Genomic DNA, 13088 nt, shown 5'->3' on the forward strand with positions numbered 1-13088 from the left:
CTACCTCAACCTGATCAATTGTCGTCAGCTGCCTAATTCAAAGAAATGGAAAGAAAGGAATTTTTAAAACTCGGAACGCTGGCATCAGCTGGTCTCGCATTCCTGCCAGGGAAAACGTTATTGGCAGCAGCAGAAAAAGGTACTACCGCTCGGGATGTAGCTACCAGTCATGTTCAGGCTGGAGGAATCGACTTTGCGTACAGGCGGTATGGTCGAAAGTCCGGCGTACCACTGGTATTTACCAACTACCTGACAGGGACGATGGATAACTGGGATCCGGCAGTCATTGACGGTCTGGCCAGGGAGAGAGAGGTAATCATCTTCGATAACGCAGGAGTAGCATCATCTACCGGCAAAACACCTGATACAATAGCAGCGATGGCAAAAGATGCAGCAGCCTTTATTGATGCATTGGGTTTAAAGCAAATTGACCTGTTGGGGTTCTCTATTGGTGGTATGGTGGCGCAACAACTCACATTTGATCGTCCGGAGCTTATACGCAGACTCATACTGATTGGTACCGGTCCTCGTGGTGGCGAGCGGATGGATGATTATGCACCAGAAGTATGGGCGTATTTTAAGAAGCAATACCCTCATCCTGACGAATTATTGCTGGATACCTTCTTTACACAAACGGCTAAAAGCCAGTCTGCCGGATGGGATTACCTCAAAAGAATCCGGGCGCGTGTTGGCAAAGAACCTGCACTCACAGATAAGGTAGTGCCTGCGCAACTGGCAGCGATCTTCGGCTGGGGCAAACGCTATGACGGCAGTTTTGATTACCTGAAACAAATCAAACAACCAACGCTGATTGTGCATGGCGACCAGGATATCATTTGCCCGACTGTTAACGCCGTTATCCTGAAAGAACATCTGCCGGATGCTGACCTGATCATCTACCCTGATACTAATCATGCGCCACATTATCAATATCCTGCCATGTTCCTGCAACAAGCCAGGTTGTTCCTGAATGAAGCGTAAATTTTTTAAAACAATTACATCATGAGTTACTTCACACATAATACCGCACCTACTCAGTTTGTAGATGTGAACGGATATAAATTTGCCTATCGCCGCTTTGGTAAAACCGGTCGGCACTTACCGCTGGTTTTCTTCCAACATTTTACCGGTACATTGGATAACTGGGATCCTGCAGTACTCGATCCTTTATCACAGGAAAGAGAAATCATCATTTTTGACAATAAAGGTATCGCCCGTTCTGAAGGTGAGCCACCCCATACCATAGCAGCAATAGCTGCTGATGCGGAGGCCTTTATGGATAAACTGGGATTAACAAAAATCGATCTGTTTGGTTTCTCTATGGGGAGTTTTGTTGCGCAGCAAATAGCACTGGATAGGCCAGCATTGGTAAACAGGATTATATTGGTAGGCTCTGGCCCTCGTGGTGGAGAAGAGCTTGAAACATTTTCGCCTGAAGTATGGGCATTATTTGAAAAACAATATGCACAGCCGGATGAATTGTTACTGGATACCTTCTTCGCACCTACAGCTAGCAGCCAGGCAGCGGGCCGGCTTTTCCTGGACAGAATTCGCTCCCGCAAAGATGACAGGGATATTGCTATCAGCGACAAGGTAGTTCCTGCACAACTGGCAGCAATTGCCGAATGGGGTAAAAAAAGACCGGGATCTTTTGACTACCTGAATAAGATCACACATCCTGTTCTTGTGGTGACCGGGAAGAAAGATATTATCTTCCCAACAGTCAATTCTTATCTGCTACAGCAACATCTGCCTGATGCACAGCTATTATTATACCCTGATTCCAACCATGGTTCACAGTATCAGTTCCATGAGCATTTTGTAATACAGGTACGCTTATTTTTAAATGCGGAAGTCTAATGGAGGTCACTTACTACGGGCATTCGTGTTTTTCGGTATCGACAGCAGGCAAAAGCCTGCTGTTCGATCCTTTCATATCACGGAATGACCTCGCAAAGCATATTAATATCGACGATATTCATCCGGACTACATTTTTGTTTCTCATGGTCATTTTGACCATATGCTGGACGTAGTGGCTATTGCCAGACGAACAGGCGCAATGGTATTAGCTGGCTGGGAGCTGTATAGTTACTTTAGTAAAGAAGGTATTACCAATGCGATGCCGATCAATCCCGGTGGGAGATATACATTTGAGTTCGGAACGGTGAAAGCTTTTTCTGCCCAACATTCCAGTAGCCTGGAAGATGGCACTTATGCCGGTATGGCTGCGGGATTTGCCTTTAAAACCAGGGATGGTAATTTTTACTATAGTGGCGACACGGCATTGACGTTGGATATGGGACTGGTAGCTAAGTGGGCAAAATTAGATTTTGCGGTTTTCCCTATTGGCGGTGGCCTGACAATGGACGCCGAAGATGCAATAGAAGCCGCCGCACTTGTTCAGGTAAAAGAAGTGATTGGCGTACATTATGATACATTCCCATTTATTGCCATTGACAAAACAAGTGTACTGGCTGCTTTCAAAAAGACAGGTGTTAATATTCATCTGCCTGAAATAGGCACATCAGTAACCATGATCACTCAGCGTTGACAGCTGTTCTTCTTTTAAAAAAAGAGCTGCCGGTTTTGCCTGGCAGCTCTTTTTTTTTATTGAAAATAAGCAAGGTGTTTTCGGATAAATTCGCGGATGCCAACAGGTTCGCGACCGGTAATATCCTTTACAGCGGTATTGGTACCGGCAAACAGACCATCACGACAATCCTGCGCTACACTGGATATATGCTGTACGAAATGCGGGTGATATCCCTGTTTAGGAGCTTCCTCCTTGTATGTATCAATACTGATGTCCTGATAGGTGATTTCTCTCTCAAGTTCCTCTGAGAGGATATTAGCCAGGTCATGGACGTTGTATTCTACAGGGCCGAAGAGCGGATATATTTTACCAGCATGTTCTTCAGGGTTTACAAGCAGGGACGCAATCACACGGCCCTGATCTTCTGCCGCGATCGGCGCGTATCTGCCTTCTCCAAATGGTAATACAACCGTATTACTTTTCTTGATAGAATCGCTATAGATCAGCCATTCGGCAAAGAATGTAGGTCTGATATGCGTTACAGTAATCCCTGACAGATCAAGCATACGTTCGGCCATCCAGTGGTCTTGTGCGGCATTACTCTTTGCTTCCCTGCGGGCCGATATCTGAGACATGTTCACAATATTCCGGACACCTTCTTCCCGGGCTGCCTGAATGAGATAGGCAGTGCCGGTCAGTATGCCGGGAGTTAATATCGGGTAAATGTAATAGACGGCCGTAATACCTTTCATAGCCCTGCTGATGGAATGAAAGTCCAGTAAATCGCCTTGCACAATTTCAACTCCCGGCTGATCCAGCTTCTTAATACGGTCATCAATTGTGTGTACCAGTGCCCTTACTTTGACACCTTTCTCCAATAAGGCAGGAATGGCGTATCCTGCTGTGTAACCAGTAGCACCGGTTACCAGGAATGTTTCTTGTTGTTTCATTGTATTGGTTATTGAAATATACCGAATGGTATATTTTAGTTCAAAAAAAACGTCTTTTAGCGTTCTGAAGATTATAGCTGATTTAAAAAAGTAATGATGGGCTTACCGGATGTCTTATCCTGTACGCCTGCAAAAAAAGCCCTGGTATAGTCTGCCTTCAGGTGTAGATCATGGGCGTCTTTTGAGCGGAACACCTCAAAAAATACCAGCGAATTAGGATCATCAGACCTGGCAGTCTGGTAAAAAGCTTCACATCCAGCTTCTTCCAAGGTTGGTTTCAGCGTAGCTGCAGCGAGCGATTTTACGTAGTCCAGATATACAGGCTCGACCGGGATCTCCGCTAAAATGATACATTTATCATCGTTCTTTGTTATTGACGGTGTCATTATTTCAATTGATTTGAAGTTCATTTAAAATACTTGCGTTTTGCAAGTAAAACAAAGATAAGTCACTTTACTTGCATTTTGCAAGTAAATTTGGTAATTTTATTTTATGAAAGAAATAGAACCGCGTTCGACCTGCCCGGTGAGTTATACACTTGACTTTTTCGGAGACAAATGGTCCCTGCTGATCATGCGGGACATGATGCTGAACAATAAATCTACCTATGGAGAGTTTCTGAATTCAGATGAGAAGATTGCAACAAATATCCTGGCAGACCGGCTTAACATGCTTGAAGCTTACGGATTCGTGACTAAGAAAGTAGCTGCTGACAAAAAATCAAAGTTTGTATATCACTTAACTGAAAAGGGAATTGAATTAGTGCCTGTGGTGCTGGAAATAGCTTTATGGGGCGCGAAATATCATCCGTCGGGAATGGACAGGGAACTGTCCGATGCTTTGGAGACCGACAAAGCCGGGACAATCCTGCGCATACAAAACCTGTTGAGGAATAAGTTTCTTTCTTTTGAGACAATCTGAAAATAATATTTCGCTTCTTGCTTTGCATTAACAATGGATCAATTGTGCATGCACCGCTTGCATAATTGACAAGGACAGTTTCAAAAAAGCTTTAGCACTGAAAGAAATTCCGGAGTCCAGGGAGAAATTGGAGAAGTTATTGCATGAATAATTGCCATCTGCTAATCGTTCCTTTCGTTTCCTTACAATTTTCCTTGGGCGAGCACTTATACATTTGCATCATAAATAGCTGTGAGATTCAACAGTAAACAGTTTTTTACAACACGTCAGCTATTTGATCTACATGATTGATAGCTGACGTGTTGTAAAATCATTGTAAGTAACCAATCATACAGCTATTTCCAATAAAGAACCGTAACAATGTATTCAAAGTCTTATTATATTCGCATGTGTGGAAGTTATTCCCTTTAAAAGAATGGAAGATATAACAGGTTATAATAGTTATCGGGTGTCCGTGCCACAGGCATTCGAAGATGTCTTTTCTCATTTTTACTGTGCAGAGAACAAGTCTGATGTAGCAATTGAAAAGACGCTTCTCCCTTCGTACCAAACGATCATGATTTTTAATTTCGGTGTCCCGGCGTCGTTTATTTCCAGAACCGGTGATCAGATCACCGTGGAAACGTGTATAGTACTTGGCCCAATAAAACATGCCTTCAACTATTTATTACCCTCGGGAGCCGAGATACTTGTATGCAATTTTAAAGATGATGCTTTTTTCAGGTTCTTTGGCAATGCAGACATTACGCAAGAGGCCCTGCATCCTGATGAACTGCTTCATAAAAATTGTTTTACTACTCTTTGGTCTGAATTAAAACAAATCAGTGGTAATGAAAAGCGCATCGAAACAATACTTGACTTTAGTAAACCCTACCTGCGTAGACGTGATAAAATAGCAGAACAAATTGCCGGATCTGATCGGAATGCTTTCAGTCCTATTAAGGAGATATCCCAAAAGAACAAATTGTCCGAAAGATCTGTACAGACCAACCACAAAAAGCATTTCGGCTATACCTCAAAAGAAATGTATCGTTACAGCCGCTTCCTTAAGGCTATTGAGATCTTACAGGAAATTTCTCTTGAAAATACCAAAATAGATTGGTTTGAAATAATAGATCGGTGCGGATATTATGATCAAAGCCAGCTTATTAAAGATTTTAATCACTATTTACATCTTAGCCCCTCTAAATACCTCAAATTCCAGGAGTCAATCTGTAACCCAAAATACTAATTACGCATTTCTATGCCGTAATATATCACGCTATTATGTAGGTCAGCTCTCTCCTTTCGCAGACCATTAACAGATATATGTTACCGCTTCTATCATCACTCACAGCAAATGCGCGCCAGGTGCCAATTGCATTATCAATGGCCTGTAAACCATGTGCATATCCAGGGTACCGCAATGAATAGCTTTCGTTTTCTTACAATCCTGGGGCTCGCAGCAAACCTACTTTTGTAATATAAAATGCAGTATATGAAGAATAACAATGTATTAATTACAGGAGCAACAGGCACCGTAGGCACACAATTGATTAAGATGCTGGTAAGCAGAAATACTCCTTTTCGGGCGCTTGTCCGCAATAACGATCAGGGTGCTCTGATAAGCAATTTACCACAGGCGGAAGTTGCCATTGGAGATCTTTCTGATGCTTATAGCCTTCAGCAGGCACTACAAGGTATAGAAAAGGCGTTTTTACTGACGAATTCTTTAGAACAATCCGAACAACTTCAGTTAAACTTTGTAAATGCAGCCCACAAAGCCGGGGTGAAACACATCGTAAAGCTATCGCAGCTGGCAGCAGATGAGCATTCACCTGTACGTTTCCTTCGTTATCATGCTGTGGTAGAGAACAGGATCAGGGAACTGGGTATGGACTATACATTCCTTCGGGCCAACCTCTTTATGCAGGGGTTAACGGCCTTTGCACATTATATCAAATATGAAGGACAGTTCTATGGTTCATTGGGAGATGCCGCTGTCAGCGCGGTAGACGTTCGGGATATCGCGGCAGTTGCCGCAACCGCCCTGACAGAACCCGGTCATGAAAATAAAATTTACCCAATAACCGGGCCGGCGGCGATCACCCATTTTCAAATGGCAGAAATACTTTCTGATGTTCTGGGTACTAACATAAGATATGTAGACCTGACACCAGAACAATTGCAAGGTGCACTTACAGTAGCCGGATTTCCGGGGTGGCAGGTTGGTGGCTTGATTGAAGATTATGCACATTATGCCAGAGGAGAAGCCGCCGATGTCTTTAATACCGTCAAGGATATCACTGGGCAACGCGCCATTGATTTCGAGCAATTTGCCCTGGATTACAAACAGTATTTCTGTTAATAAACTATAATCATACTAAAACAACTGAAATGAAAAAACTGATTTATTTCGTACTTACATTAGTTGGGATATCCGCAATGATCATCGCCTATCTGGAGTTAAACAGTTCCTATATTGTCACACCATTTATCAATAAGCATGCACCGGTTATCACCCACCAGGAAATTACTATTAATGCTTCTGCGCAAGAAGTTTACGAGGTGATGAGTGATATAAATCATTGGGCCGCCTGGCATCCGGAGGCCGAAGCCCCAAGGCTAACCGGGCCGTTTGAAAAAGGGAACAGTTTCGACTGGAAAAGTGGAGGCTTGACTATTCACTCTACGCTACATAGCGCCATACCTGGACAAAAAATTGGCTGGTCGGGCAAAGCTTTTGGAGCATTTGCAATCCATAACTGGTCCTTTATAGAGAACAACGGCCAAACGACGGTAAAAGTTGATGAAAGCATGGAAGGCTGGATGGTAACCCTACTGCGTAATAAATTTCAAAAAGGATTAGAACGTTCATTACAAGTATGGCTTAAAGACCTGAAGGTAAAAGCTGAAGAGTAGCGGATGGTATTGGTTGCACGCTACGCAGCAATTGTTGTGGTTGATTTGTGGGTATTAACACGCTATACCTTAATTTTTAAATCAGCCATTAATCTTTTTATTTCCTCCATACTTTTTCCACTGAATTGTAGTTTTATCACCTTACCATTTTCATCGGTAAAACTTATGCTGAGATCATTGGCAGCTCTGTTTGAGAAATATTTCATCAATATCTGTGTGATAATTGAAATTCCACCAGACAGTAGTATGCTAATGAGCTCTGCACCAAGTTGCTGCTGATTTGACTTAGGTGCAAACTTCGCCTGAATGTGAATATCTTCGCCATTCTCTTGTTCATCACGTAAAAACTCCTCAAGGTTTGATAAGCCATTTCCTTCAATTAATATTTCATTTTTCATAAATAACTTTTTTCAAATTTTTAATTTTATTTTGAACGATTACCGCTCTCGTTATGTCTGTATAAATAGTATGTAAACTTCTTCTCTGGTTTAGGTATGGCGATTCCCAATTTATGCTTTCCGCCAGGCTATTGCTGTGCATTTCATACAAATTGAATATCGCTAAAGAAGTTGTGAGAGGATGAAAACTATTATGAGTATATGTAATACCTGCATTTTTTAACTTTAGCATATTCTCAAAATTCTCGCAGGTAATAGCATCAACGATCAAATTCGGATTAAGTGTTCCTGTCGACAGTTTTCGTTTCACAAGAGAAACCAATTCCCTGATATGAATTCCCTCATTAGTAGCAGAGATCAGATAATTATTATGGAAATGAGCTAATATTTGAATTACGTGCCTGCCATCACTGGCTGTAAACGCCTCGTCGATTTCTTTGATGCTATTTAACCTGATACACCGCCCCCCTCGCCTTTTGATCAAGTCAATTGTTTGGTTTAGCCTGCAAACATCATTCTCATTCTCAAGCTGGCTGTTATAGGTTAGATGCTCATCCTCTTCCAGTCCCTCCACCGGGAAGTTTAAACCTATTAATAACTTAATTCCACCGGGAGCAGGAGGAATAATGCTGTTTCGGCCCTTAAAAAAGGAAGCAATAGTTTGACCGCTAACGCCGGTAAAATATAAAGGCTCATTTTGATGAAATTCATTAAATGCGAATGACATCGTATGGATTAAGGAAATATTAAAGTGTAGTTCTCTTTCTTCGACCTTGATATGTTGGCTATAAAAAACTTCCTTGAATGGAAGCCCCTGCCTTAATCCACTAAGTGAACCAATAAAGAGCTCATATAGTTCCTTCCATATTAGTATTGTTGCTAACTCTCCGTGTGTCGACGGATAGTTAGGATCAAATGTTTTTCTATACCCGTTATATAATTCTAACAAATATTGCTTTCCGACTTTTTCACCACTGCTTATTTCAACTTTTCCGATAGTGATCTTCTTCCCATCTCCCAGAATACAGCATAAATTGTCGATTTCAGGGCAATAAATATACTTTAGGACGGCAAACGATACACCGAATCCTTTTTGTTGCATGGTACTCAATACATCGCTTTCCTGATCTATTAACACCTCGCAGCATTTTCTCTCTTCTGGAAGAAGTCTACTTAGTTTCATAACTGCCGGCTAACCGCGTGTCTTTCTGCGGATGTAACGGAATCTCAAATCCAGTACCAGTGTTGTTTGGAATCCTTACATTTAACACTCCATAATCGTCATAACCATATAAGCTAAAGTTTGCCAGATGTTTTTCTGATTGAGGTGCTAAAGTGATTACTCCATAATCAGGAATGTCACGATATGTATTTATATACATATCGAAACCATTTCGAATATCCTGAGCATGATCCGATATAAACGAAAAGTCGGTACCTTCATAACTAATGTCGATGTGTTCGTTTTCTCCTGATACTGAAATATCGATACCATTTTCATTAAAACTCCATTCTGAAATATCTGGAATCTCCCGCAACCTGGCACCATGCATTTTCCACGCTGCCTCATGTATTGCAGCGTATTTTTGATCGGGATCTCTAGTATCACAATATTTCGAGAAAAATTCCTCTGCCGCCTTTTCAAATTCGTCCATCCGATTTGGAGCAGATGTGTTTATATAGCCTAACTCATCTAACCCATTGTATGCCCAAATTTCATCCTGTATTAATCTTCGTTCTGCTAATGTAATTGATTCCCGATCCTTATATTTCCCTAGTAGTTCATCAAGAAATGCCTGGTAATGTGCCGGTATAGCCGTCGTTTCATCTGGCGTTCCGAGATACTTTATACCAGGCAATCTGGCGCCACGAGTATTTACATCATTATATCCTTTTACATCATATAAGTCAGCACTTGCATTGTTTAATTCTTTATAAGTGATATTTTCAGGTGCATCTCTAAATAAATCAATACAGAAACTGGCCAATTGCCCTCCTTCACTAATGCCATCGCCTACTAATTTTATCGGCAACAGGGCAAGACGTTGTGGATCCTTACTCCAACCAGCGAGGGTAAGTAAAATCAACAAAGAAGATAACAGCAATTTTTTCATTGTACAGTACTTTTGGGAAGGTTAATTATATTGTACGATTGGGGCTATTGTAAATGATGGCATTTCTCTGAAAGTCGTACGCCTTGTGGTAGAATTTATCTCTCAGTAAAGGTGGTGAATTGCAATAAAATAAAAAATACCAACTACTTGGTATTTTTTCGTCTCAGGGATGGGTGATTGTGCAAGCACCACTTGCCTTTACGTCGATCAGGAATTGGCTACTAACACACCAGTGTTAACTTCAAAACCACAGGACATTTGCATATTGGAATAGATCCAATCTTTGCTGGGGAAAGCGATACGAGTGATGAAGACAGGCAAAAAAGATTACGGGCGACACCATCGCCTTCTGGGACGATATAAGCAATGAGAACTACTTGCTGTTGATAGAGCAACATGAAAAATCGTTGAAGGAGAACAAACGCAAAAAGAAAAGGAGATAGTGAAAAGCCCCGCACATAAGCCGGGGCCATTTCATTATACACGATGGTTGGGGCGCTATCGAATAATTTTTTTCACACCATATAAACTGTCAAATACAGCCGGGGAAGGAAAAGGGACGGAGTAAAGCGACCCATTTTCCTGATCTGTAAACCACAGTTGTTCCTGGTTAGGGCTTAGCTGGCCCGCAAAAGGCCTAAGTAAAGGTGCGCCGATTGCGATGGCCACCGGACTACCGCCTCCATCCGGGTAAATCCAGACAGACCCATGCCCTTTAGCGTTGTCCAGCGTGAACCGGTCATATATCCTGTTGCCAGTACCAGCTGTCCGTCCAGATACAGCCGAAGATAATCCCCTTTCCCTTGCACCTCCATAATTGTTATCGGCTAACATCATTCCGCGGTCTATATCTTTAGGTAAAGAAAAAAAGTAAGGCGGGAGCAGAACGCAGTGGAATCTGGGTGGTTCCACACGTGTGCCCGGGCCGGGATCTATGATGATGTCCTCCAATTTTACTTCCTTTTTGCTTGGATATCCAGGTCTATACACATTTGAAAAACTGGCTACTGGGAATGTAGCCACATCCGTGGGCCCATCGTCGGTGATGATCTTAGTACCATTGTCGCCATACACACGAACGTTGTCATCGCTTTTAATATATCCCAGATTAATTCCGTCTGATAATCCATCGATGGTCAGTGTTACATCTCCCCGTTCGGTAAAGGTAGTTCTGACCGGCTCTGAAAGTAATGGTTTTTTAGGATCAAGTATCTTCAAAATCCACTGGTCTGAAGTTCTTGGTGGTGAAAAGCCTGGTTTTCTTGGTTCCCCATTATCCGGTACGCCCGAGTCGGTATCGCTAATAGTCAACTCTCCAGGAATCACTGAACAGATCCCGCTAAGGGAAGTAAAGGGCGCACCTTGGCGTAGTAAGATGGGTTGTGCTTTTGCCACCATTTTAATATTTTCTGCGGCAAGAGGTATAGCGAATATCGCTGAGGTTGGAAATGAATAACCAGGATTCATTGGGTCCTGTCTTACCGGGCCAGCACAGGGATCAGTTATATATATATAATCTCCGACTACTGCCACCCCAGTTGGACATTTGAATGGCTTTTGTTCCCATAACACAACCGGTTCGCCGGCAGAGCCATCCGGTAATACCGGCAGAATAAAAACTTTAGCCCCTTCTCCAGTAAAGGTACCTGCTGAATTTGCTTTTCCTTGATCTGTTACTACCAGCACTTTTTGGCCTCCGATTTTTGTTGGGAACACCCATTCGGCACTATACAGAAAACCAGGCTTCGAGTAAAAGAGCTTGGGCTTACCTGGCAATCCGCCACTTAGTGGAACCCTAATAATGCGGGCTTGTTTATTCATAGGATTCACTTCCGACTCACCGGGATCGGCAATCCATAAAGCGTCATTATCCGGATCAAGCAGAATTCCTCTTGGATGGATGAATGGCAGTCCTCGCCACAAAAGGGTGAGCTTAGGTTTGGGCCGAAGTTCATGATAGCTAGGATTAGGTCGCCAGGTACCAGGCATCCTTGGCCCTGATGCTGCGGTAAATATGATACTCTCCCTGCTCGTATCTTTTATGAGCGGCTGCATTGATACACTGAGTAAGGATTTTGCGATTACTGGTATGTCCTGGGGCTTGCAGCCTCCGGCCATAATAATACAGATGATAATCGCCGGGAGAGCGTTTTGGGAATATAGCTTTTTCATGTTATGTTGGGAATTAGTTCTTAATATGCAATACACCTGAAACCGGTATGTTCAGAACGGGAAACAGTACTGGCACACATTCGGGAGGAAACACGATAACCCTTACAAACAGCAGCGTTACATAAAAATGATCCGCCTCTTAGTACCTTTTCCAGAACAGAAGGATCGATTCCGTAAGGATCAAAACTTGTAGACGGCCCCTGTGGATCCCTCATTAAATGATCGGCGCAAGAACGATAATAATTAGCGTCATAATTATCTTTACACCATTCCCATACGTTTCCAGCCATATCATATAACCCGTAAGCGTTAGGTGGAAATGAGCCAACAGGTGCAAGGCCTTTAAAACCATCCCAGCCATTGTTATGACAAGGGAAATTTCCCTGCCAGGTATTTGTCTTGGGCTTGCCTGTCTCTACCGGTTCGTTGCCCCATGTATAAGATTGATTGACCAGTCCACCCCGGGCGGCGAATTCCCATTGAGCTTCTGTAGGCAATTCCTTTCCTGCCCAGCGAGCATAAGCTGAGGCATCATCCCATGACACATTTACGACAGGGTAATTTTCTCTTCCCGTAATAGTGCTTTTAGGGCCTTCCGGATGAAGCCAATCGGCGCCTTCGGTCCAGCCCCACCAAGCCGAATTATCACGCAATGAAACAGGTTGCATTGGCTCGTTGAAAACATAGGAGCCAGACGGGCAGGTGGATTGACCATTTTCGGATTTCTGAGCGGTAGTCACATACCCAGTTGCTTTTACAAATTTCATAAAATCAGCGTTTGTCACTTCAGTTGCGTCTATCCAAAATCCGCTTAACCTGACTTTGTGCAATGGATATTCATCAGCCTTTCCTTCTTTATCCGCTGATCCCATCATGTATTGTCCACCTTTGATCCATACCATGTTCTTATGAGTACCGTCCGTGGCGCTACAGCCATTGCCCAGGAACGCCAATGCAAAAAAGTAAATGCTAGTTCTTAGCATACCATTAGATTTAGTAATGAAGATTCTGGTTGAATAGGACTTGGTGATTACACGTTGATATTGTTGCAGGCTCTCTCGACGTTATAAAATTAGTTTACCTCACCGCCAAAAAGTG

14 protein-coding genes are annotated in these 13088 nt (G+C 42.8%); 7 read left to right on the forward strand and 7 right to left on the reverse strand.

Going from position 1 to position 13088, the window contains the following annotated elements:
- The first annotated feature begins 45 nt into the window (after positions 1-45).
- From CLV42_RS19425 to CLV42_RS19435, 3 genes are read left to right on the forward strand one after another with little or no spacing between them, the layout of a single operon-like run.
- Complete coding sequence (locus CLV42_RS19425) at positions 46-981, forward strand: alpha/beta fold hydrolase (RefSeq protein ID WP_106603602.1); 936 nt, start codon at positions 46-48, stop codon at positions 979-981.
- A 21-nt stretch (positions 982-1002) separates the two neighbouring features.
- Entirely contained in the window at positions 1003-1860 is an 858-nt protein-coding gene (locus tag CLV42_RS19430) for an alpha/beta fold hydrolase (protein WP_106603603.1), read from the forward strand.
- A complete protein-coding gene (locus CLV42_RS19435; RefSeq protein ID WP_106603604.1) occupies positions 1860-2552 on the forward strand; it encodes a metal-dependent hydrolase in 693 nt (230 codons plus the stop codon). Before CLV42_RS19430 ends, CLV42_RS19435 begins: the two co-directional genes overlap by 1 nt.
- A 56-nt stretch (positions 2553-2608) precedes the next feature.
- Here CLV42_RS19435 and CLV42_RS19440 read toward each other — a convergent pair whose 3' ends face one another.
- Entirely contained in the window at positions 2609-3484 is an 876-nt protein-coding gene (locus tag CLV42_RS19440; protein ID WP_106603605.1) for an NmrA family NAD(P)-binding protein, read from the reverse strand.
- Between the two features lie 71 nt (positions 3485-3555).
- Entirely contained in the window at positions 3556-3870 is a 315-nt protein-coding gene (locus CLV42_RS19445; RefSeq protein ID WP_170117578.1) for a putative quinol monooxygenase, read from the reverse strand.
- A gap of 106 nt (positions 3871-3976) precedes the next feature.
- On the opposite strand from CLV42_RS19445, the gene CLV42_RS19450 reads away from it, so the two are divergent.
- The 4 genes from CLV42_RS19450 (at position 3977) to CLV42_RS19465 (ending at position 7306) form a co-directional block, all read left to right on the forward strand.
- The gene (locus CLV42_RS19450) at positions 3977-4405 is read left to right on the forward strand and encodes a winged helix-turn-helix transcriptional regulator (RefSeq protein WP_106603607.1); all 429 of its coding nucleotides are present in this window, start codon (positions 3977-3979) and stop codon (positions 4403-4405) included.
- Positions 4406-4820: 415 nt separating this feature from the next.
- A complete protein-coding gene (locus CLV42_RS19455; protein WP_106603608.1) occupies positions 4821-5636 on the forward strand; it encodes a helix-turn-helix domain-containing protein in 816 nt (271 codons plus the stop codon).
- Positions 5637-5882: 246 nt separating this feature from the next.
- Positions 5883-6752, forward strand: coding sequence for an SDR family oxidoreductase (locus CLV42_RS19460; protein WP_106603818.1), 870 nt, complete (start codon positions 5883-5885; stop codon positions 6750-6752).
- 29 nt (positions 6753-6781) lie between these two features.
- The gene (locus CLV42_RS19465; protein ID WP_106603609.1) at positions 6782-7306 is read left to right on the forward strand and encodes an SRPBCC family protein; all 525 of its coding nucleotides are present in this window, start codon (positions 6782-6784) and stop codon (positions 7304-7306) included.
- A gap of 62 nt (positions 7307-7368) precedes the next feature.
- On the opposite strand, the gene CLV42_RS19470 is transcribed toward CLV42_RS19465, so the two are convergent.
- The 5 genes from CLV42_RS19470 to CLV42_RS19490 all read right to left on the reverse strand — a co-directional run bounded on the left by CLV42_RS19470 (position 7369) and on the right by CLV42_RS19490 (position 12892).
- Positions 7369-7704: an effector-associated constant component EACC1 gene (locus tag CLV42_RS19470; protein WP_106603610.1), complete on the reverse strand. Its 336-nt coding sequence runs from the start codon at positions 7702-7704 to the stop codon at positions 7369-7371.
- On the reverse strand, positions 7694-8887 hold the full coding sequence (locus CLV42_RS19475) for a hypothetical protein (protein WP_146154431.1): 1194 nt from the start codon (positions 8885-8887) through the stop codon (positions 7694-7696). The genes CLV42_RS19470 and CLV42_RS19475 overlap by 11 nt, the downstream gene beginning before the upstream one ends.
- The gene (locus tag CLV42_RS19480; RefSeq protein ID WP_106603612.1) at positions 8874-9818 is read right to left on the reverse strand and encodes a hypothetical protein; all 945 of its coding nucleotides are present in this window, start codon (positions 9816-9818) and stop codon (positions 8874-8876) included. Before CLV42_RS19480 ends, CLV42_RS19475 begins: the two co-directional genes overlap by 14 nt.
- Positions 9819-10316: 498 nt before the next feature.
- Positions 10317-11990 (reverse strand): SMP-30/gluconolactonase/LRE family protein, encoded by a 1674-nt coding sequence (locus CLV42_RS19485; protein ID WP_146154432.1) that lies wholly within the window; start codon positions 11988-11990, stop codon positions 10317-10319.
- 20 nt (positions 11991-12010) lie between these two features.
- Positions 12011-12892 (reverse strand): formylglycine-generating enzyme family protein, encoded by an 882-nt coding sequence (locus CLV42_RS19490; protein WP_245901694.1) that lies wholly within the window; start codon positions 12890-12892, stop codon positions 12011-12013.
- Positions 12893-13088 lie beyond the last annotated feature (196 nt).

The organism is Chitinophaga ginsengisoli (assembly GCF_003014595.1).
GTDB classification, from domain to species: domain Bacteria; phylum Bacteroidota; class Bacteroidia; order Chitinophagales; family Chitinophagaceae; genus Chitinophaga; species Chitinophaga ginsengisoli.